Origin of the sequence: uncultured Veillonella sp., from assembly GCF_937981445.1 — a bacterium.
Taxonomy (GTDB): Bacteria; Bacillota; Negativicutes; order Veillonellales; family Veillonellaceae; genus Veillonella_A.
This window is the reverse complement of the sequence record NZ_CALJON010000040.1, coordinates 42,095-63,614: the sequence shown is the minus strand read 5'-3', so window position 1 is coordinate 63,614 and position 21,520 is coordinate 42,095. Positions and strand designations below refer to the sequence as shown.

At 38.3% G+C, this 21,520-nt stretch carries 19 protein-coding genes; 17 read left to right on the top strand and 2 right to left on the bottom strand.

Features of this window, described 5'->3' with window-relative positions; genetic code table 11:
• The first annotated feature begins 34 nt into the window (after window positions 1-34).
• From ilvA to Q0376_RS06485, 15 genes are all read left to right on the top strand, one after another.
• Window positions 35-1,270 carry a threonine ammonia-lyase gene (ilvA, locus tag Q0376_RS06555; protein ID WP_298705476.1) on the top strand — a complete coding sequence of 412 codons (1,236 nt, stop codon included), beginning with the start codon at window positions 35-37 and terminating at the stop codon, window positions 1,268-1,270.
• A 126-nt stretch (window positions 1,271-1,396) separates the two neighbouring features.
• Entirely contained in the window at window positions 1,397-3,112 is a 1,716-nt protein-coding gene (ilvB, locus tag Q0376_RS06550; protein WP_298705473.1) for a biosynthetic-type acetolactate synthase large subunit, read from the top strand.
• Complete coding sequence (locus Q0376_RS06545; protein ID WP_298705469.1) at window positions 3,105-3,284, top strand: ACT domain-containing protein; 180 nt, start codon at window positions 3,105-3,107, stop codon at window positions 3,282-3,284. Before ilvB ends, Q0376_RS06545 begins: the two co-directional genes overlap by 8 nt.
• Window positions 3,285-3,590: an acetolactate synthase small subunit gene (ilvN, locus tag Q0376_RS06540; protein ID WP_363302992.1), complete on the top strand. Its 306-nt coding sequence runs from the start codon at window positions 3,285-3,287 to the stop codon at window positions 3,588-3,590. It abuts the gene before it with no gap.
• A 135-nt stretch (window positions 3,591-3,725) separates the two neighbouring features.
• A complete protein-coding gene (gene ilvC, locus Q0376_RS06535; protein WP_298705466.1) occupies window positions 3,726-4,736 on the top strand; it encodes a ketol-acid reductoisomerase in 1,011 nt (336 codons plus the stop codon).
• A 265-nt stretch (window positions 4,737-5,001) separates the two neighbouring features.
• Complete coding sequence (locus tag Q0376_RS06530) at window positions 5,002-5,244, top strand: DUF1653 domain-containing protein (protein WP_298705462.1); 243 nt, start codon at window positions 5,002-5,004, stop codon at window positions 5,242-5,244.
• Between the two features lie 101 nt (window positions 5,245-5,345).
• A complete protein-coding gene (locus tag Q0376_RS06525; RefSeq protein WP_298705459.1) occupies window positions 5,346-6,119 on the top strand; it encodes an HAD family hydrolase in 774 nt (257 codons plus the stop codon).
• A gap of 287 nt (window positions 6,120-6,406) precedes the next feature.
• The gene (locus Q0376_RS06520) at window positions 6,407-7,099 is read left to right on the top strand and encodes a peptidylprolyl isomerase (RefSeq protein ID WP_298705456.1); all 693 of its coding nucleotides are present in this window, start codon (window positions 6,407-6,409) and stop codon (window positions 7,097-7,099) included.
• 125 nt (window positions 7,100-7,224) lie between these two features.
• The gene (locus tag Q0376_RS06515) at window positions 7,225-7,512 is read left to right on the top strand and encodes a GIY-YIG nuclease family protein (protein WP_298705453.1); all 288 of its coding nucleotides are present in this window, start codon (window positions 7,225-7,227) and stop codon (window positions 7,510-7,512) included.
• A gap of 58 nt (window positions 7,513-7,570) precedes the next feature.
• Window positions 7,571-8,029: a DUF1934 domain-containing protein gene (locus Q0376_RS06510; protein WP_298705450.1), complete on the top strand. Its 459-nt coding sequence runs from the start codon at window positions 7,571-7,573 to the stop codon at window positions 8,027-8,029.
• Window positions 7,995-9,659: an arginine--tRNA ligase gene (argS, locus tag Q0376_RS06505; protein ID WP_298705447.1), complete on the top strand. Its 1,665-nt coding sequence runs from the start codon at window positions 7,995-7,997 to the stop codon at window positions 9,657-9,659. Before Q0376_RS06510 ends, argS begins: the two co-directional genes overlap by 35 nt.
• A 49-nt stretch (window positions 9,660-9,708) precedes the next feature.
• Complete coding sequence (locus Q0376_RS06500) at window positions 9,709-11,322, top strand: CTP synthase (protein WP_298705444.1); 1,614 nt, start codon at window positions 9,709-9,711, stop codon at window positions 11,320-11,322.
• 219 nt (window positions 11,323-11,541) lie between these two features.
• Window positions 11,542-12,177, top strand: coding sequence for a TrkA C-terminal domain-containing protein (locus tag Q0376_RS06495; protein ID WP_298705441.1), 636 nt, complete (start codon window positions 11,542-11,544; stop codon window positions 12,175-12,177).
• Window positions 12,178-12,533: 356 nt separating this feature from the next.
• Complete coding sequence (locus Q0376_RS06490; RefSeq protein WP_298705437.1) at window positions 12,534-13,661, top strand: betaine/proline/choline family ABC transporter ATP-binding protein; 1,128 nt, start codon at window positions 12,534-12,536, stop codon at window positions 13,659-13,661.
• Window position 13,662: 1 nt separating this feature from the next.
• Complete coding sequence (locus Q0376_RS06485) at window positions 13,663-15,237, top strand: glycine betaine ABC transporter substrate-binding protein (RefSeq protein ID WP_298705434.1); 1,575 nt, start codon at window positions 13,663-13,665, stop codon at window positions 15,235-15,237.
• Between the two features lie 173 nt (window positions 15,238-15,410).
• Here Q0376_RS06485 and potE read toward each other — a convergent pair whose 3' ends face one another.
• Both potE and speF read right to left on the bottom strand, forming a co-directional pair.
• The gene (potE, locus tag Q0376_RS06480; protein ID WP_298705431.1) at window positions 15,411-16,742 is read right to left on the bottom strand and encodes a putrescine-ornithine antiporter; all 1,332 of its coding nucleotides are present in this window, start codon (window positions 16,740-16,742) and stop codon (window positions 15,411-15,413) included.
• Window positions 16,743-16,924: 182 nt separating this feature from the next.
• Entirely contained in the window at window positions 16,925-19,111 is a 2,187-nt protein-coding gene (gene speF / locus Q0376_RS06475; RefSeq protein ID WP_298705428.1) for an ornithine decarboxylase SpeF, read from the bottom strand.
• 1,014 nt (window positions 19,112-20,125) lie between these two features.
• Between speF and ahpC the strand changes: the two genes are divergently transcribed.
• Window positions 20,126-20,689 carry an alkyl hydroperoxide reductase subunit C gene (ahpC, locus tag Q0376_RS06470; RefSeq protein ID WP_298705424.1) on the top strand — a complete coding sequence of 188 codons (564 nt, stop codon included), beginning with the start codon at window positions 20,126-20,128 and terminating at the stop codon, window positions 20,687-20,689.
• Window positions 20,690-21,183: 494 nt separating this feature from the next.
• Window positions 21,184-21,519 carry a helix-turn-helix transcriptional regulator gene (locus Q0376_RS06465; protein WP_298705421.1) on the top strand — a complete coding sequence of 112 codons (336 nt, stop codon included), beginning with the start codon at window positions 21,184-21,186 and terminating at the stop codon, window positions 21,517-21,519.
• Window position 21,520 lies beyond the last annotated feature (1 nt).

Here is a 21,520-nt window from a genome sequence, read left to right as displayed (position 1 = left end):
GAGAGAAAAGAGAAGAGAGAAAGGATTAGGTAGGATGTTAAGTTTATATGATTTTATAGAAGCAAGGGAACGTTTGGGGACAGTGGCGGTGAAAACCAAGTTAATTCACAGTGCTGTATTCTCCAAAGAAAGTGGCAATGATGTGTATATTAAGCCAGAAAACTTGCAGCGTACTGGATCCTTTAAATTACGTGGTGCTTATAATAAAATCGCTAAATTGTCTAAAGATGAAAAACAGCGCGGTGTTATTGCTTCTTCGGCAGGTAATCATGCGCAAGGGGTGGCTTTGGCAGCACAACGACTAGGTACTAAGGCAGTCATTGTAATGCCAAAACCTAGTCCACTCATCAAGGTAGAGGCAACTAGGCAATATGGCGCAGATGTTGTATTAGCTGGCGAAGTATATGATGAGGCTTATCAAAAAGCCGTAGATTTACAAAAGGAAAACGGCTATGTATTTGTTCATCCTTTCAATGATGAGGATGTGATTGAAGGACAAGGGACCATAGCACTTGAAATTTTAGAAGAATTACCTGATGCGGATATATTACTTGTTCCTATTGGTGGTGGCGGTCTTATTGCAGGCGTAGCAGCGGCGGCAAAGCTCAAGAATCCATCCATTAAGATTGTTGGTGTAGAGCCCATTGGAGCGGCCAGTGCTAGCGCTTCCTTGAAAGCTCATCATGTAGTCACACTTGATGGCGTCAGTACTATTGCTGATGGCGCAGCAGTTAAACAGATTGGTGATGTAACCTTACAATATATTGAAGAATATGTAGATGAAATTGTAACTGTATCTGATTATGAACTGATGGAAGCCTTTTTGATGGTTGCTGAAAAGCATAAAATCGTAGGGGAAAATGCAGGGCTCCTCTCCATTGCGGGATTAAAAAAGCTCAAAGAAAAAGGTAAAAAAGTAGTTTCTATCCTAAGCGGTGGCAATATAGATGTACTTACTATTGCATCTATGATTACAAAGGGGCTCATTGTGAGAGGACGTATCTTTACCTTTTCTGTGAATTTGCCAGATAAGCCAGGGCAATTAGTCAATGTATCTCGTATTTTGGCAGAGCAAAATGCTAATGTAATTAAACTTGAACATAATCAGTTTAAAAATCTAGATCGCTTTCATGAAGTGGAGTTACGCGTTACCGTAGAAACAAATGGGGAAGAACATATTGATCGCATAACCAAGGCTTTATATGATGAAGGATATGAGATTTATCGCGATAATTCTAATGATGTACATGAATATGAAGTGACTGAATGAGTTAGACTGGGGAGCAGCCACTGAATTAGGGGGAACAGGAAGCGAAAACGCGTTGTGCAAGACACAGCACTTCGCTGAAATACTATATTAACTTGAGTTGAGAGAGAAGAGGAAGGATGTGTCGGCATGAGTAGAGAGATGATTAATGGGGCACGCATCGTATTAGAAACATTACATCACATTGGAATTCGCCATATATTTGGCTATCCTGGGGGCGCTGTCATTCCTATTTATGATGAAATCTATAAGTACGATGGTTTGACTCATTATTTTGCAAGACATGAGCAAGGGGCTGCTCATGAAGCGGATGGTTATGCACGAGCATCAGGGCAATGTGGCGTATGTTTAGCCACCTCAGGACCGGGTGCTACCAATTTAGTAACAGGGCTTATGACGGCGCATATGGATTCGGTTCCAGTTCTTGCTATTACGGGACAAGTAGGCTGTTCTTTGTTGGGGAAAGACGCCTTTCAAGAATCAGATATTGTGGGCATTACAAGTCCTATTACAAAAAATAATTATTTAGTAAAGTCTATTCAAGATTTGCCTAGGGTGCTGCGTGAAGCACATTATATTGCCACTACTGGACGACCAGGGCCGGTGTTGATTGATATACCTAAGGATGTACAAGTAAGTCAAATTAGTCGTGATGAATTTACAAAATTATTGGAAGCACCGTTTAATTTAGAAGGGTATGAACCAAATTATGAGGGTCATCCATTACAAATTAAAAAAGCTATCAAACTCTTAAAGGGCGCTCAGAAGCCGTTAATTATTGCTGGGGCAGGTATTTTAAAAAGTGGAGCCGCTGATGAACTTTATGAGCTGGCTACTAAGGCACAGATTCCTGTGACGAATACTTTGCTTGGGCTGGGCTCTTTTCCGGGAAATCATGAACTATTCCTTGGCATGCTAGGCATGCATGGCACTGCAGCAGCTAATTTTGCTACTGATGAGGCCGATGTTGTACTGGCTGTAGGAATTCGTTTCGATGATCGCATAGCAGGCAATCCAACGGCGTTTTGTAAATCGGCTACGGTTATTCATATTGATATAGATCCAGCAGAAATTGAAAAGAATAAAGCCGTTGAAGTGCCTATAGTAGGCGATGCTAAACGGGTATTGGGGGCTATTAATAAGGGCATTCCTAAGGCAGAGCACGAAGCGTGGGTCCATCAAATAAGAGCTTGGAAAGAAGAATATGCATTGCGCTATTTGCCTTCTGAGTCTGGCGTTCTTAAACCACAACAAGTGCTTGAATATGTAGATCATTGCTTAGGTGGTGAAGCCATTATCGTTACTGATGTAGGACAACATCAGATGTGGGCAGCGCAATATTTTAAATATACAAAACCTAATTCCATTATCACCTCTGGCGGTGCAGGTACGATGGGCTTTGGGTTACCAGCGGCCATTGGGGCACAGGTGAGCGTTCCTCATAAGAAAGTTGTCCTCATTGTAGGCGATGGAGGCTTTCAGATGACGGCCCAAGAGCTTATGCTCATTACGCAGTATAAGTTGCCAGTAAAAATAGTACTGTTAAATAATTCGTTCTTGGGCATGGTTCGTCAGTGGCAGGAATTATTTAATGACAAGCGATATTCCTATGTAGATTTAAGTATTAATCCAGAGTTTCAAACCTTAGCGAAAGCCTATGGCGTAAAATCTGTACAGATTAAGCGGGATGAAGAATTGAGGCAGCTCAATGAATTCTTACATTCTGATGAGGGTGTATTGATTGAATGCATTGTAGAACGGGAGGAAAATGTATATCCAATGATTCCGGCAGGCCAAACGGTTGCTGATATGGTAGGCAAAAAGGGGGTACCTGACAATGAATGAGCATCAGATTTTAATCATCGCAAAAAATACGCCAGGTATTGGAGCTAGAATCTTATCGCTATTTAATCGCCGTGGCTACTCAGTCATGAAGATGACCTCCGGTATTACGGTCAAGCCTGGCTATGCGCGACTTACTTTGACGGTAGAGGCCGATAGTAATACATTGGATTAAATTCAAAAGCAGATTTATAAATTGATTGATGTAGTAAAAGTGAAAGTATTTCCTGTAGAGAATGTGGTGCGGCGGGAATTGATGCTGATTAAAGTAAAGGCCGATGACCAAACACGTTCACAGATTGTGCAAATTGCCACTATATATCGAGGTAATGTGCTCGATGTGTATCCCACTTCATTGATTATTGAACTCACTGGAGATACAGAAAAATTGCGAGGTTTCGTGGATATTATGAAACCCTATGGTGTGTTGGAAATAGCTAAAACAGGGATTACCGCTATGAGCCGTGGTGATCGCATGTAATGGTATTATCTTGGCGAGTGTCCAAGTAATATAAATTAGATATGCTCTTTGTATAAGCCGCATCCTGTATAGGTTTATAGAGGGTCAAGAGAGATTGGAAGAGAAATTAGAAGAGAGATTTAGGAGGAATTTATCATGGCAGGAAACATTTTTGGAACAGCAGTATATTATGACGCAGATTGTAATTTAAATGCATTAAAAGGTAAGAAAATCACGGTGCTTGGTTATGGTTCACAAGGTCATGCCCATGCTCTTAATCTTAAGGACAATGGTATGGATGTAACTGTGGGGCTTCGGGAAGGTTCAAAATCTTGGCAAGCCGCCCAAGCCGCCGGACTTCCTGTAAAGACAACTGCTGATGCGGTAAAAGGTGCTGATGTAGTTATGGTGTTGATTCCAGATGAATTACAAGCAGAAACCTATGAAAAAGATATTGCACCTAATCTTAAGCAAGGTGTGTATTTAGCCTTTGCCCATGGTTTTAATATTCATTATAAAAAAATCGTGCCACCAGCGGATGCTAATATTTTCATGGTAGCACCAAAGGGCCCTGGTCATTTAGTACGCCGTACGTTTACCGAAGGCAGTGGGGTGCCTAGCTTAGTTGCGGTAGAACAAGATCCAGCAGGGGATACTATGGAAGTTGCAAAAGCTTGGGCCGCAGGGATTGGCGCTGGCCGTGCAGGTATTCTTGAAACAACTTACCGCCAAGAAACTGAAACCGATTTATTTGGTGAACAAGCTGTACTTTGCGGTGGCGTTTGTGCCTTGATGCAAGCTGGTTTTGAAACTTTAGTAGAAGCTGGCTATAATCCAGTTAATGCGTATTTTGAAGCCATTCATGAAATGAAATTAATCGTAGATTTAATCTATGAAGGGGGCTTCCAAACTATGCGTAATTCCATCTCCAATACAGCTGAGTATGGCGATTATGTAACAGGTCCTAAAATCATTACTGATGATACAAAAGCAGCGATGAAGAACATTTTAGCAGACGTTCAATCAGGTGCATTTGCTGATGAATTCTTGGCTGATTACAAAGGGGGCTTTAAGAAATTATATGCAGAACGTGAGAAGGCTGCTAATCATGAATGTGAAAAAGTAGGTGCAGAACTTCGCGGATTAATGTCTTGGCTAAAAAAATAAGTTACATTGTCTAAATTGGGTAATTTTATATAAAAATAGGAGCTTCTCATTGTAATAGAAGCCATGTTTCTAATGTTAGATTAGGTTCTAACTTTAGGAATGTGGCCCTAGTACGGTGAGGAGCTTTTATTTTAGAATTTTTTATATATTCTTTTTGATATGTGCGGCGTATGGTACAATAATCATAAAAGATGTGTTCGAGAGGCCCAAGGTCTCCAAGGCGGAGTCCTTAGGCGTGTAGTTGGTATATTCCTGGAGGTTACAAATGCAGGAAATTGTTGTAGGCGGCTTGTATCGTCATTTTAAAGGCATGTATTATTATGTAAAAGACATTGCGATTCATTCAGAAACGGGCGAACCTTTTGTGGTGTATCAGCAATTATATGGGGAGCGCAAGACCTATATTAGACCCCTTGCTATGTTTGCCAGTCCCGTAGACCACGAGAAATATCCAGAAGTAAAGCAAAAAGAGCGTTTTAAGCTCATGTCGGGGCGCGATAAAGCTTAGTATATTATATAGTATTATAAAGCGTTAGAATCCTATGTAATTATATTTAGCATCTTATGTAATTATATTTAGAAGTCTATGTGTTGATGAAAGAAGGACGAATGGAGAAAAAATTTTTCTTTTTTGATATTGATAATACCTTAGCCGTATGGCCTGATGGCATTATTCCAGAAAGTGCCTTAGATACGCTGCGCCGATTGGAACAAAAAGGTCATCAAGTGGCGCTGGCCACTGGACGCTTGCAGGTAGATGCAAGTCGGTTTGCCGAGATGGCCGGGTTAACTGATTTTGTTGCCGATGGTGGACGCAGTGGCACCATTGAAAATGAAATACGTTTCATGGAAGGCATGGATCGCGAGGCCTGTGTTGATTATATTGCCCATTTAGAAGAAAAACAGATTTATTGGGCCATTACTGATACGAATGAGTTTGTCCGTGTTACCCCTTATAAAGAGGTGATTGATTGGCATCCTGGCTGGGATGTAATGAAAAATATATATAATCCAAACTTTGATTATCGCCAAGTTGAACATTTTTATAAAATCTTTGCCTTTATGACCCCTGAAGAGGAAAAGGCGAAGGATGTTATTCATATGAGTTCTGATTTAATTCGCTATGGAGAGAATTGTATTCTCTTTGAACCGATGGTCAAAGGGGAGGGAATTCGCCGGATGTTGCCTTATTATGAGATGGATCCGAGCCAGGTTGTTGTATTTGGCGATGGTTATAATGATTTATCTATGTTTAGTCCTGATTGGTTCAAAGTAGCCATGGGGAATGGGCGCGATGAATTAAAGGCAAAGGCCGATTATGTGGCGGATGATTGTAAACATGATGGCATTTATAAAGCCTGTAAGGACTTAGGCTTTATATGATGTGCTAGAGATTGTTCGTCTCAAAAGGCTGTAAGCTTCACATGAGGTATTAACAGCGTTCTCTTTTTAAAAGAATTTCAGCTTCATATGATGTACTAATAGATTGTTTTTTCAAAAGGGGTTAAGCTTTATATGAGGTGCTAACCGCTTGTTATTTTCAAAATGTGAAAATGCAAAGGGTTGGACAAAATAACTTTATATGCTATAATTAAATGTCAAGAATACCGCTCATGATTTGTGAGCGGTTTTTATATATGATATGGTGTATATTTTAGATAGAGGCAAATATGAAACGACGTAATGAGAATAAAATAGGACGTAATGAGAGACGGGCAGTGCGTAATACATCGTTTACACGATTTCGCTGGGTGATTATGGCCAGTTTATTAATTGTATTAACAGTTGTGGGCGCTTGTAGTTTTACGCAAACAGACTCTAGTGCAGCTAATACAGCTAGAGCAGAGCAAACAGAAAGCAAAGCACCTAGTTTTGATGCGACCCCTATTAAAGATCATTATGCCATTTTTGAAACATCTGAAGGTACATTTAAAGTTCGCTTATATGGCTCTAAAGCGCCCATTACGGTGAAAAATTTTGATTATTTAGTTAAATCAGGCTATTACAATGGCTTAGATTTTCATCGTGTTATTGATGATTTTATGATTCAAGGCGGCGATAATGGCAAAGGCGGCCCTGACTATACAATCCCTGATGAATCTTCTAATGATTTACATTTTAATAAAATGGGATTATTGGCCATGGCAAACCGTGGACCTAATACAGGTAATGCACAATTCTTTATTACCTTAGGGCCCACCCCTTGGTTAGATAACAAACATACAATTTTTGGTGTTGTTACCCAAGGAATGGATGTAGTGGCCAAAATCGGTAAGGTGCCAACAGATAAAAAAGACAAACCATTAACCCCAGTTACTATTAAATCTATTACATTAGAACCGCTGGGTGAGGATGGCAAATAAAGCATAAGAGTGTACGTATTAGAAAATAAGGCGAGTGCCTATGTTTAAAGTAGAGTTATGAAAGTATATTTATAATATAGTTAGAGATTATATAAAGAGAGTTTGAGTTTTAGGAGGGGGCCCATATGGAAGAGAAAAAAAGCGAACAGTATTATACCTATATGGTTGAGTGCGCTGATGGTTCTTTGTACACTGGTTGGACTATGGATTTAGACCATCGCGTGAAGGCCCATAATGGTGAAGTCCCTGGTGGTGCTAAGTATACAAGGGGGCGGCGACCGGTCACGTTGGTGTGGTATACCAGTTTTTCTAAAAAGCAAGATGCCCAATCCATGGAGTATCAAGTGAAGCGTATGCCACGGGACCAAAAAAGAGCCCTTAAGGCAGCCTTTGCAGCACAGAAAAATCCTTAAATTTCAAGCTTAAATATGGTATAATTAACTGATTGAAACATTGAGATGGAGGAACGCAATGAGGCGCGTTTTAGTAGGGCTAAAAAGCATTCAGCGTGATGCGAGTGGCAAGGATACGGTGGTGGAATTAGTATCACCGGGCGAGTATCACGAAAAAAACAATGTGAAATACATTTTATATAATGAAAGTGAAGTTACAGGCTTAGAAGGTGTACATACGACGATTAAGATTAAACCCGCGTCGATGATACTGATTCGAAATGGCAATTTGTCTATGCGTCATGAATATGTGCTAGGCGAAATGAAGCAAACTGTGGTGGAAACACCTTTCGGAGAACTTCACATGGGGATTAAAACACATGAATTAGATGTGCAAATAGAAGATGGTCTTGGCCAAGTTCATTTGGGTTATGATATTTCTGTTGGTGGAGAATGGCAATTCTACAATCAACTGGACATTACATTAGAGGAGGATACAGAGTATGGAGATGAAAGACAAGCTCAAACAAGGAATTGAAAGCGCCTTACAGGCCGCATTAGAAGCAGGCAAGTTGCCAGCTGGTGAATACCCAGAGGTAGTACTTGAAGTGCCACCACAAAAAGAATTCGGCGATTTTTCCTCTAATATTGCCATGCAATCTGCTCGTGTAGCACGCATGAGTCCAGCAGCGATTGCAGATATTATTATTGAATATATGGATTTTGATTGGCTTGACAAAGCAGAACGAGCTGGTGCGGGCTTCATTAATTTCTTTGTAAAATCAGATTTAGTATATGATACCTTGAAGAATGTATTGATTCAAGGGCCTTCCTTTGGTAATCAGGAGACTCGTGAAGACGATACTGTACAGGTAGAATATGTAAGTGCTAATCCAACGGGGCCACTTCATGTTGGTCATGGTCGTGGCGCAGCGTATGGCAGTGCCTTAGTTAATTTGCTTCGCGCTGCTGGGTACAATGTACAATCTGAATTCTACATCAATGATGCGGGCAATCAGATTGACAATTTAGCTAAATCCATCAATGCTCGTTACTTAGAGTTATTGGACCTTAAAAATGAGTTCCCTGAAAATGGCTACCATGGTCAAGACATTGTAGAAACAGCACAAAGTCTCATTAATTGGCGCGGTGATTTCTTTGCAGTGCTCAATGAAGATGAACGTTTGCCATTTTTTAAAGAATATGGCTTAACTGAAAAATTAAATGCTCTTCGTGTAACACTTCGCAATTTCCATGTCACTTTTGATAACTGGTTTAGCGAACGCTCGGTACATCGTACAGGTGAAGTAAATAAGGCGATTCAGTTCTTAAAAGATACAGGCGATGTATATGAAAAGGACGGCGCTCTTTGGTTTGCTTCGACTCGCTATGGCGATGATAAGGACCGCGTAGTGATTCGCGATAATGGGGAACCTACTTATTTAGCATCCGATATTGCGTACCATCGCAATAAATTTGAACGGGGCTTTAAGAAAATGATTAACATTTGGGGTGCTGACCATCATGGTTATATTACTCGTGTAAAAGCATCCATGCAGGCATTAGGTTATAATCCAGATCGCCTTGAAATTTTACTATTACAGATGGTGTCCTTATATCGTGATGGTGAATTGGTAAAAATGTCTAAGCGTACGGGCCAATCCGTTACACTTGATGAGTTAATCGAAGAAGTAGGTGTTGATGCAGCTCGTTATTTCTTCTTGATGCGTTCTCTTGATAGTCAATTGGATTTCGACATTAACTTAGCTAAATCTAAGAGTCATGAGAACCCAGTATACTATATTCAATATGCCTATGCGCGTATTCATAGTATTTTTGGTCAAGCTAAAGAAGCTGGCATTGCCTTTGGTGATTGGGCTAATGTAGATTTTGGCGCCTTAACTAGCGAAATCGAATTAGATATTATCAAGAAACTGGCTTCCTATCCAGAAGAAATTCGCTCCGCTGCTGAGCATCGTGCGCCACATCGCATTGCGCGCTATTTATATGATTTGGCAAGTTTATTCCATTCATTCTACAAACAAGGTCGTATTATGGGTGTAGAAAAAGAATTACAACAAGCTCGTTTAGGTCTTATTACGGCTATTTCCTTTGTGCTTTACAATGGTCTTGATATTTTAGGCATTTCTGCACCGGAAAAGATGTAATGTATAGAACGGTTTTATATTCATTTGGTTTATCGCTTTGGGAGGAATCATGGCAACAAAGTATATTTTCGTAACTGGTGGCGTTGTTAGTTCCTTAGGCAAGGGCATTACAGCCGCTTCCTTAGGACGTCTTTTAAAAAATCGTGGCCTTAATGTAACAATTCAGAAGTTTGACCCTTATATCAATATTGATCCAGGCACAATGAGCCCTTATCAACATGGCGAAGTGTTCGTTACTGATGACGGAGCCGAAACAGACCTTGACTTAGGTCATTACGAACGTTTTATTGATATTAATCTTGGTAAACGTTCTAATGTAACTGCTGGTAAAGTATACTGGTCCGTTATTAATAAAGAACGTAAAGGTGATTATCTTGGTAGCACTGTACAGGTAATTCCTCATATTACGAATGAAATCAAACAAAATGTATATCGCGTAGGTAAAGAAGACAATGCAGACGTGGTTATTACGGAAATTGGCGGTACTGTAGGTGATATTGAAAGCTTACCATTCTTAGAAGCTATCCGTCAGGTAAAAAAAGATGTGGGCCGCAATGATGTATTGTATATTCATGTAACATTAGTTCCTTATATTAATGCAGCGGGAGAACTTAAAACAAAACCAACGCAACATAGTGTAAAAGAATTACGTAGCATTGGGATTCAACCAGATATTATCGTATGTCGTACAGAAAAGCATATTTCCGATGAAATGAAGGAAAAATTGGCCTTATTCTGTGACATCGATCCAGATGCAGTCATTGAAAACCAAACTTGCAGCACGATTTACGAAGTACCTCTTATGATGCAAGAAGAAGGCTTGGATAGCATTGTAGTGAAAAAATTAAATCTTCCAGAAGTGCCAGCTGATATGACAGCTTGGAAGGAAATGGTAGACAAAATTTTACATCCAACTAAGGAAATTACCGTCGCATTAGTAGGTAAATATGTAGCTTTACATGATGCGTACCTCAGCGTTGCAGAAGCTTTAACTCATGCTGGTATTGCAGCGGATACAAAGGTTAATATTAAATGGATTGATTCCGAAGAAGTGGAAGAATCTGATTGTGATGTAGCTGAGATTTACAAAGATGTAGATGGCATCGTAGTACCTGGTGGCTTTGGTGCTCGTGGTGTAGAAGGTAAAATCCGCACTATTCAATACGCTCGTGAAAATAAAGTGCCGTATTTAGGTCTTTGCCTTGGTATGCAGACAGCAGTTATGGAATTTGCTCGTCACGTAGCAGGTCTTGATAGCGCTAATTCTACTGAGTTTGATGAAAATGGTGCTAATTCAGTGATTGACTTAATGCCAGATCAAGTAGATGTAGATAAAAAAGGTGGCACTATGCGCCTTGGCGTATATCCATGTAAGACTGTGGAAGGAACTAAAGTTCGCGAAGCTTATGGCGAAGATTTAGTATATGAACGTCATCGTCATCGCTATGAATTTAATAATGAGTTCCGTCAAATCTTAACTGATAAAGGTCTTATTATTAGTGGTACATCTCCAGATAATCGTTTAGTAGAATGTGTGGAAATCGCTGATCATCCATTCTTCGTAGGTGTTCAATTCCATCCTGAATTGAAATCTCGCCCAACAAATGCCCATCCTTTATTCAAAGGCTTTGTTAATGCGATCTTAGGCCTTAAAGGGGAATAATTAGATTAAGTAAATAGGTACTGGTAGTAGCAATTTGGTACAAGAAGACATAGTCATTTGAGTAGAGTTGCTGTGCTGATGGTTCTATTTAGGAGATAAAAGGAAGCAGATAGTCTTTAGCTATCTGCTTCTTTCCATATATACTGTGTAATATTACGATAAAAGATGAGGATAATAATTAAAAAGGTTAGGTTAAAATTAAGATAAAGAGGTGATAATGTGAGTAAGCCTAAAAGCATCAAGACAGCCCGTTATTTGCAAATTGCAGCTGATGTGGCTGGTAAAATTGTATCAGGGGGCTATGAGGAGGGGGAAAAGATTTTTGCCCGTTCTGCCTTGTCCGTTCACTATGGTGTATCGCCGGTAACATCGCGGCGCGCTATAGCCTTATTGGCTGATTTAGGTATTGTAGCTGTAACTAAGGGCAGTGGCTGCACCGTCCTATCTAAAGAAAAGGCCGAGCAATTTCGCATGCAATTTAATGATTTCGATTCCGTAGACTCTCTTCATAAAGATGTGATACAACAAATTGACGCGCAGATTGAAGGATTTAAAGAATTAAAAGATACGGTGAGTAAGCTAAATCAATTGGTATCACAGTATCAATATACAAATCCATTGCAGCCCATGAAGATGGCCATTAAAGAGAATTGTAAGTATTTAGATCAATCCATTGGCTCCTTACAATTATGGCAACACACAGGCATTACAGTAGTGGCCATTGAAGGGAAGGACAAAGCTATGACTATTTCTCCAGGTCCCTATGCGACCCTAAAAGCAGGGGAAGAGATTTATTTTGTAGGCCCTATGGAAAGTTGGGCACGCTTAAAACATTATTTATATGGTGATGAATAATATTTTGAAAGCACTTTACACTAATTAAATGCATATGACACGAATTTAATACACTATATATTAATCAAATAGGCTTCATGTTAATTAAATATATTGCTATACCATGGTGAATATCAATAAAAAGCTCCTCTAGTAAGAGGAGCTTTTTATATTTAAAATAATCGATATTTGACTAAAGTAACAACTTTATGTTATTATAAGGTTGTTGATTTTAAGAGGACTGAAATAGTTAAAGCTTAAAAACAATAATTTAATTTAGTCATTACAGGCTTTCAATGTGTCACTATAACGGTGGTACCATCTGAAAGCCTATATTATTTGGTAATTCATATGGATTGGACTTAGGGAGGTCTTATATGATTCAATTTAAAAATATTAAGAAACGCTATGGAAAAAAAGAAGTACTACATGATATAACGCTTACGATTCCAAAAGGTGAAATTGTATCCATCATTGGTGGTAGTGGTTGTGGTAAAACAACGTTACTTAAAATGATTAACCGATTAATTCCTATTTCATCAGGTCAAATTTTGGTTAATGGTGATGATGTGTATAAAATGAATCCGGTTGAATTGAGACGAAAAATTGGTTATGTAATTCAGCAAACGGGTTTATTTCCTCATTTAACGATTCGTAAGAACTTAGATTTAGTACTTGATTTACATAAATTTCCACAAGAAGGTCGTACTGAAAAAATCAATGAAATGATGGATTTAGTAGGCTTACATAGAGATTTGCTAGATCGCTATCCTGTAGAATTATCCGGTGGTCAGCAACAACGTGTTGGTGTAGCCCGCGCCTTAATTGTTGATCCGGAAGTTATTTTGATGGACGAACCATTTTCTGCTATTGACCCAATTACAAGGGTGACATTGCAAGATGAATTGCGCAGTTTACAGGAAAATGTTAAGAAGACAATCGTGTTCGTCACACATGATATGGATGAAGCGATTAAGATTTCAGATCGTATTTGTTTAATGCGTGAAGGCTATGTAGAACAATATGATACACCTGAGCAGATTTTACGTAATCCTGCTACACCTTATGTGGAAAGCTTTATCGGTAAAAACCGTATTTGGAATTCTCCTGAATTTATTAAGGCAGAGGATATCATGGTAGAGGCTAATAATTTAGCTTATCCTTCAGATAGCTTGTTACGCTGTATGAAGAAAATTAAGGATATTCCACAAGATTATCTCATTGTAGTTGATCGTTTTACCCATAATTTCCGCGGTTTAGTTAATGCCCGCATGATTCGTGAGCAAGATAGCTTACAAGGGCCTGTATCAGATATTATGGCGCAGCCTAAGGCCGTGGCACATATAGGGGATTCTCTCATTGATGTACTCAATACGATTAAAACCTTGCATCGTCCACATATGCTTGTATTAGATGAAAATGAATGCGTAGCAGGTGTGATTACGCAAAGTAGCTTATTTGCTACTTTCGGTAGTCATTATTTAGATGAAGCGGAGGTGGTGTAATATGGGTATTTTTGATTATATGATTCAAAACTACAATCAAGTCGGATCCTTGCTACTAGAACATATTCGACTCACTGCTGTAGCCGTAGGCTTAGCTATTTTAGTGGGGGTTCCTTTGGGGATTATGATTAGTTATGTAAAATCCTTAAATAAGCCTATCATGGGAGCCACTAATTTAATTCAAGCAGTGCCAAGTATGGCATTATTAGGTTTTGCTATTCCGCTATTAGGGATTGGTACTTTGCCGGCGGTTATCGTTGTATTTCTTTATTCCTTATTGCCCATCGTTAAAAATACCTATATTGGTATTAGTCAAATTAAGCCTGGCACTATTGAGGCTGCTAAGGGGATTGGTATGACTAGGGCACAAATTTTGTGGCGCGTACAATTGCCTTTAACTTTGCCAGTTCTTATGGCAGGGGTACGAATTTCAGCAGTTACTGCCGTAGGTCTTATGACGATTGCTGCCTTTATTGGTGCCGGTGGATTAGGCTTTTTAGTATTTAGTGGTATTTCCTCCGTTAATAATGGCATGATTATGGCAGGGGCTGTACCAGCCTGTATTTTAGCCCTTTTTATTGACTGGATTTTATCCTATGTGGAAGCATTAGTAACACCAGTGAGCTTACAGCCTAACCTGATTGGCAATAAAGAAAAAGTATTGAGTAGCCGTAAACGTCAAAAATGGATTGTTGGCGTAGTGGCAGCATTAGTAGTGGTATTATTAGGCACTAGCGCATATGGCGCATTGGCAAAAGATAAGAATGTTATTCGCGTAGGTAGTAAACAGTTTACAGAACAGCTTATTTTAGGTAATATGCTCAGTGAAATGATTGAAAAAAATACAGATCTTAAAGTAGAGCGTCATTTAGGTGCTGGTGGCACACAGGTTCTCTATAGTGCTATGAAGAGTGATGACTTAGATGCGTACATTGAGTATACCGGTACTGTGTATGTAGATATGCTTAAACATACACCTAAAAGTGATGCTAAGGCCGTATATGAGGAGTCTAAGGCAGAACTTGCAGATGCTGCTAATATTTCCATGCTAGAGGCCGCTCCATTTAGTAATACCTATACACTAGCAGTTAGTGAAGACTTAGCTAAAGAATATAATTTAACTAAAATGAGTGATTTAGCGCGTGTTGGCTCTAATCTAAATGCAGGGACAACATTAGAATTCTTAAATCGTGAAGATGGTTTAGCCGGTGTTAATAAAGCCTATGGCTTTACCTTTAAAGATGCTAAAGGCATTGATGGCGCGACTCGTTATGTAGCTTTAGAGAATGGTACTGTGCAAGTAGTAGATGCGTTCTCTACAGATGGCCTTTTGAAAAAATATGGTCTTACAGTACTTGAAGATGATAAACAATTCTTCCCTCCATACTATGGCGTACCATTGATTCGTGCTGAAGTTATAGAAGAACATCCAGACTTAGAACCATTAATTAACCAAATGATGGAAAAACTAGATACAAAAACAATGCAAGAACTTAACTATGAAGTCGACGTAGAACATAAAAGCCCTGAAGAAGTAGCTCATAATTATTTAGTTTCTGCAGGATTAGTTAAATAAATTACTCATTAGTCATTGAGTAAGGACGTATAGTCATAAACTAAGAGACTAGTAAATAAGAAAACATTGATTAAAGAAAAGCCCCGAGGAATACCTCGAGGCTTTTCTTTTTGTATTATAATTTTATAAATAAAAAGGCCCCTGACCATAGTCAGGGGCTTTAGTTTTACTGATTAGTTTTCAGCATTAAATTTTTTGCCCGATTCTAAATCGAAACGATCAGAAACGAAGCCATATAAAGTCCAACCGATGAAAGTAACGATGGAACCGTATGTCATAGCTTCGAAACCGGAAGCATATAGAGCATATAAGCTGTATAAGGAGCCGATGAAAGCGATGAATGTAGTAGTGCTTAATTCGCTACCTAATTTATCTGCAGATTTCATAATTACTACAAGAGCACCCATGGATAATAAGTAAGGGATGATGTTAGTAACAACGGCTAAGTTTACAAGAGTTTCGAACTGTTCGTTCAAGGAAGGGCTAATTGTCATTAAGCTCATTAAGGATTGGATAATAGTAATAGTTACCATGCCAACGATTGGAGCGTTTTTAGAAGTTACTTTGCTGAATAATTTAGGGAAGTAACCAACGTCGGAAGATTGTTTGAATACGTTAGCAATAGTGAACTGCCAGCCAAGTAAAGAACCGAAGCAGGACATAACCATAAGGCCCATTACGATTTGACCGATAGTTGGGTTGAACATTTTAGCAAATGCTAAACCGAAAGGAGCAGAGCTATTAGCAAGTTCTGGAGCTGGAACGATACCAAACATAATGTTAGTAGACAAGATGTAGATAATCGCAGCACCTAAAGTACCACCAAGTACGGCTTTTGGTACGTTCTTTTCAGGATTATCAACAGCATCAGAGTTAGCACAAGCAGATTCAAGACCAAGGAATGCCCATAATGTCATTGCGATGGAGTTAGTAGCAGCTTCACCGAAAGGCATGTTGTTAACATTCCAGTTAGCCATGTACATATCGCCAGAGAAGAAGAACCAACCAGCAGTAGAGATTACGAATACTGGTGCAATAACGCCCCATACAGTTACACTAGATACTTTACCAGTGATGCTAGCACCACCGAAGTTAAGTACAGTTGCTAACCAAAGAGTAAAAATAGTCCACATACCAGTCATGAAAGGAGAAAGGTCAGCATTCATAAATGTTGCACCATAACCTACTGCAGAGATTGCAATAGCGATATTAGCAATTAAAAGGGAAACACCATAAGTATAGTTAGCAAGGAAGTTACCAGCTTTACCGAAGGAGTATTCTGCGTAACCACCCATACCGCCGCTACGACGGCTGTACATACCACATTTTGCGAAGGCGTAAGCAAGAGCCATGGAGCCTACCGCTGTAATTAACCAAGAAACGATGGAAAGGGCACCAACTTGAGCAAGTTTAGTTGGTAGCATGATGATACCAGAGCCCATCATGTTAACTGCAGTTAAGATTGTAAGCTGCAGCACACTCATTTTATTTTTACTGTCACTCATTTTATAACCTCTTTAATAGTGAAAATTATATTATTATTTTTTTATGAAAATTACGATATTACTCTTATGAGAATAATGAATAAGCTTAAGAACAAATTGAGAAGGATCCCTCATTGATTAGCAAATCAGAATCCTTCTCAACGAACCTCATTCACTAGTTATGTAATTAGTAAATCAGATACTTATTTGGCAAGCTTACTTTCAAATTCTTTTTTCAATACGTAACCGTAAGCTTTCTTAGTTCCGTCTTCTTGAGTAGTTAAGTAAACGCCTTGGATTTCAGGAGCGAAACCAGGAAGTTTATTAATACCTTCTTCAAGAGCTAAGAAGTAGTCACGTGCAGTTTCAGACCAACGTTCGCCTGGTTGTACACAAAGTACTCCTGGAGGATAAGGTAAAGCACCTTCAAGAGCGATGCGACCTACTGCTTCGGAAAGAGCAACTAATTCGCCTTCGCCACGAACGAATGCAAAGTTTGCTTCTTGAGGAGTAGTTACATACTCAGGTAAGTATTCGTGCAAGAATAAGCGTTTTTGTAATGTGCTAACTTGACGATCTTTGTAGAAGTCATGCATTTCTTGGCAAAGTTGGCGGATGTGGTAGCCTTTGTATTTGTCGATATTGTTGTAGTAGATTGTTGGCAATACATCTTGCATTGGAGCATCTTCTTCAATCAATTGTTCGAAACGGATTAATTGAGCTACTAAGTCATCCATCTTAGTTTTGCTTTCAGCTGGAGTCATCAAGAACAAGATAGTGTTCAAGTCACATTTTTCTGGAATAATACCATGTTCACGTAGGTAGTTAGCTAAGATATTAGCATGGATACCGAAGTCTTCGTATTCACCAGTTTCAATGTTGATACCAGGAGTGATAAGCTGGAATTTGCAAGGGTCGATGAAGTATTGACCTTTACCATAGCCATCGAAGGAATGCCATTTAGCACCTGGTTCGAATGCGAAGTATGCAAGGTCGTTAGCCATTTTGCTAGTTTCGCCTTCTTGCCATTTTTTACCATGTACTACTGGAGGTACTAATGGACGAAGATATTTACAGTTGTTTAATACTGCTTTACGAGCATCGATTACTACTTCTACGCAGTCTTTCCATAATTCGATACCAGCTTTGCCTTCATGCATTTTAGCATTGATGTCAAGGGAAGCGAATAATGGGTAGAATGGGGAAGTAGACGCATGCATCATGAACGCGTTGTTTAAGCGTTTATGGTTTACATAGCGATCTTGACCCTTAATGTGGGAGTCTTTTTTATGTACTTGGGAAGTTTGGGAGAAACCAGCTTGTTGTTTGTGAACAGACTGAGTTACTAAGATACCAGGATCTTCAGGTCCAAGTTCAAGAAGCAATGGGCTGCAATCTTTCATCATAGGGATGAATTGTTCGTAGCCTACCCAAGCGGAGTCGAATAAGATGTAGTCGCAAAGGTGACCAATTTTATCAACAACTTGGCGTGCATTGTAAATAGTACCATCATAAGTACCTAATTGAATAACTGCCAAACGTACTGGGCGTTTTTCGTCAGCTTTTTCTGGAGCATGTTCGCGAATCAAATCACGGATGTATTTTTCATCGAAGCAATGTTCCAAGATACCACCAATGGAGCCGAATGGGTTACGTGCAGTTTCAAGGTAGATTGGAGTTGCACCAGCTTGTACTAATGCACCATGGCTGATGGATTTATGGTTGTTACGGTCGTAAAGAATGATATCTCCAGGAGCTAGTAACGCATTAGTTACCATTTTATTGGAAGAAGAAGTACCATTTAATACGAAGTAAGTTTTATCAGCGTTGAATACTTGTGCTGCGTGTTGTTGAGCGTCACAAGCAGGACCTTCGTGGATTAGTAAGTCACCAAGTTTAACGTCCGCATTACATAAGTCGGAGCGGAATAAATTTTCGCCGTAGAAATCGAAGAATGCACGGCCAGCTGGGTGACGAGTGAAGAATTGACCGCCTTGATGACCTGGGCAGTCGAATTGAGAGTTGCCATCACCTACATAATCAGCTAATGCGCGGAAGAATGGAGGTAACATGTCGTCTTCGTAACGATCGGCAGCTGCTGCAATTTGTTTTGTATATAATTCGTGGTTGATAGCGTTAAGATCAATTACACGATTAATTTTGCCGATGAATTCAGGTTTAATTTCTTCAGATTCAACTTTTACTAAAAATACAGGGATTTTTAGAGATTCAATCATTGGATTAGCAAGCGTGTTTTGATCAGCATCTGTAATAACAATTGCTGCTACATCAGAAAAATCTGTTGCAGTAACATCTACAACAGCGCGGTCAGTCATGCTTTCAAAGAGAGGTAACGCTTTTTCGGAGAAAGCGATTTTTAAGTGCTTCATTATAAAGCCTCCTATAATTTCCTATACACTTTTTTGCAATTAACGAGTATACCTTGTCGACAGGTTTATTCCAGGTTTAGTGTTAGCGAACCGGGAATAGCTCTCTTATATTATAACGGGTGATTCGAATTTACTCTAATTCATATTTTGTATATTGTGATAATTTTTTGTAATGCAGCTATGACTTATGTGAATAAAAACACTTTAAAAAAGTATTATTATCCTACTGATAATGCCGTAGAATCGGCGATGAATTCTATAAATTGAAAAATAAAGGTATAAGAAATGCATAATAATACATAATAAAAAGGTATGAGAAATAATCATACAGTTTAGTAAAATGTTTAATTTTTTACTAAAAGTATGCTCCAAAAAGATAGTTTTTTAGTGTCAATATACGATTTAGGGAGAAAATGGAAGATTTTAAATAATTTTTTAGCTAAGAACTTCGAATGTGGTTTGTAAAGTTTTTATTTTAAAAAAGTAATTTTTTTATTAAATATGAAATTTATGACTTATGCAAAAACATATAAGTTGAGCTAAAATATAAGAAAAAATTAGAATATAAAGGTATAGATATTGTATATATTGTATGCTATCAAATAATGCTGAAGTAAATTAATGGGAATAATTTTCAAAAATTATAAAACGAGAAATAAATTTATTAATAATTTTTGACTTATGAGAAGAATATAATAAAGGCTGTTTCGCGATTTCACAAAGAGTTGAAATTTCAAGAATATATTCTATGGAATATAAAAGACTAAATTTTAGGGTCCTATATAATGTAAGAGTTCCTTTCTTGCAATTTGAGAATAATTGTTATATTGATTTTTTTCGTTCCTTTTAGTATATTAGTCTTGTAGCAATAATCTGTTATTATTGTTAATGAATATCAATTATCCAAAAGTTTAAATAAACATATCTTGTATATTTACTTCTTATGGAGATTAGTTTGTAACATTGATTTTCACGAAAATCAATGAGTGTATTACATATAAAGGAGCGATTCTCATGGCAATTATTGGCAAAGAGTTACCGAATTTTAAATTAGAAGGATTTAAAAATCCAGAAATCGTAACAGTAACTAAAGAGGATATTGTTGGTAAATGGAGCGTATTCGTATTTTATCCAGCAGATTTTACATTTGTTTGCCCTACTGAATTAGAAGATTTACAAGATCACTATGAAGAATTCCAAAAACTCGGTGTGGAAGTATTCTCGGTGTCTGTTGATTCTGAATTTGTTCATAAAGCATGGGCTGATGCTTCTCCAGGAATTGGCCGCATTAAGTATACTATGTTAGCAGATATTAAGCATGAATTAGCTGATTTCTTTGAAACATTTAGTGAAGAAGAAGGACGTGCATTCCGTGGTAGTTTTGTAGTAAATCCAGAAGGTAAAGTTGAGACTGCTGAAATCCATAATATGGGGATTGGTCGTAGTGCAGCAGAACTTCTACGCAAAGTACAGGCTGCTCAATTTGTTGAAAAACATGGCGACAAAGTATGTCCTGCTAAATGGAAACCAGGTGCTGACACCATTACCCCTTCCTTAGATTTAGTAGGTAAACTATAAGCTAGCAGATAAACTATTAGTTTGTAGGTAGATTATAAATTAGTAGATAAATTATAAACTTAGCCCCTCTTATTATATGAACTCGGTAGTGCTCAAGGGCACTGCCGAGTTTTTTTGTGCCGCGTTTTGCTGCTAATCTTTTTATGCCGAGTTTTTTGCGAAACTTTTGCAGCGAAGTGTTAATGCCTAATTTTGGGGCAAAGACGTTGTCGAATTTTTTCATTGAGCCGTTTTGTCTACTTGTTTATCTTGAAAAATGTAAAGTATTTGTAAATTTCATATTGATATAATTAGATTTATCGATGATTTTGTTGTATAATCGTAATATAATATATGTTATATATAAAGTTATAAAGCGATATAAAATTATAAAATGGTATACAAATTATATGGTATACAAGCTATAAAGTGATATAAAATTATAAAGCCCTTTAGCATTTATATATAAGTTGTTACAGTCAGTAAAGTTATGGAGAAGGAGTATGGGTATGGGTATGGAAGTATCATACGAACGATTGGCTACAGTGTTTAAAGCTTTAAGCGATGAAACAAGACTACATATTATTGATATGCTTTCCTGCAATGAACTTTGTGCTTGTGATATATTAGCTAGTTTTAACTTGTCCCAGTCTACATTAAGCTATCATATGAAGATTTTAATTGACGCTGGTGTGGTTAACTCACAGCGTAATGGTTTATGGACCCGTTATTCAATTAATGAAAAGACTTTTGAAGATATTGTAAAAATTCTTCCTGAGTTATATAAGACTAAAGATGAATGTATTTGTGCTCAGATTAAATATTGCCGTTTAGAAGATAAGCCGGAGTAAT

Bases quoted from the DNA above. Each gene is read 5' to 3' on its own strand.
- ilvA (WP_298705476.1), top strand. From the start codon at position 35: ATGTTAAGTTTATATGATTTTATAGAAGCAAGGGAACGTTTGGGGACA.
- Q0376_RS06485 (WP_298705434.1), top strand. From the start codon at position 13,663: ATGGGTATTTTTGATTATATGATTCAAAACTACAATCAAGTCGGATCC.
- ilvB (WP_298705473.1), top strand. From the start codon at position 1,397: ATGAGTAGAGAGATGATTAATGGGGCACGCATCGTATTAGAAACATTA.
- Q0376_RS06545 (WP_298705469.1), top strand. From the start codon at position 3,105: ATGAATGAGCATCAGATTTTAATCATCGCAAAAAATACGCCAGGTATT.
- Q0376_RS06465 (WP_298705421.1), top strand. From the start codon at position 21,184: ATGGAAGTATCATACGAACGATTGGCTACAGTGTTTAAAGCTTTAAGC.
- Q0376_RS06520 (WP_298705456.1), top strand. From the start codon at position 6,407: ATGAAACGACGTAATGAGAATAAAATAGGACGTAATGAGAGACGGGCA.
- Q0376_RS06530 (WP_298705462.1), top strand. From the start codon at position 5,002: ATGCAGGAAATTGTTGTAGGCGGCTTGTATCGTCATTTTAAAGGCATG.
- speF (WP_298705428.1), bottom strand. From the start codon at position 19,111: ATGAAGCACTTAAAAATCGCTTTCTCCGAAAAAGCGTTACCTCTCTTT.
- potE (WP_298705431.1), bottom strand. From the start codon at position 16,742: ATGAGTGACAGTAAAAATAAAATGAGTGTGCTGCAGCTTACAATCTTA.
- ilvC (WP_298705466.1), top strand. From the start codon at position 3,726: ATGGCAGGAAACATTTTTGGAACAGCAGTATATTATGACGCAGATTGT.
- Q0376_RS06510 (WP_298705450.1), top strand. From the start codon at position 7,571: ATGAGGCGCGTTTTAGTAGGGCTAAAAAGCATTCAGCGTGATGCGAGT.
- ahpC (WP_298705424.1), top strand. From the start codon at position 20,126: ATGGCAATTATTGGCAAAGAGTTACCGAATTTTAAATTAGAAGGATTT.
- Q0376_RS06525 (WP_298705459.1), top strand. From the start codon at position 5,346: ATGGAGAAAAAATTTTTCTTTTTTGATATTGATAATACCTTAGCCGTA.
- Q0376_RS06490 (WP_298705437.1), top strand. From the start codon at position 12,534: ATGATTCAATTTAAAAATATTAAGAAACGCTATGGAAAAAAAGAAGTA.
- argS (WP_298705447.1), top strand. From the start codon at position 7,995: ATGGAGATGAAAGACAAGCTCAAACAAGGAATTGAAAGCGCCTTACAG.
- Q0376_RS06500 (WP_298705444.1), top strand. From the start codon at position 9,709: ATGGCAACAAAGTATATTTTCGTAACTGGTGGCGTTGTTAGTTCCTTA.
- Q0376_RS06515 (WP_298705453.1), top strand. From the start codon at position 7,225: ATGGAAGAGAAAAAAAGCGAACAGTATTATACCTATATGGTTGAGTGC.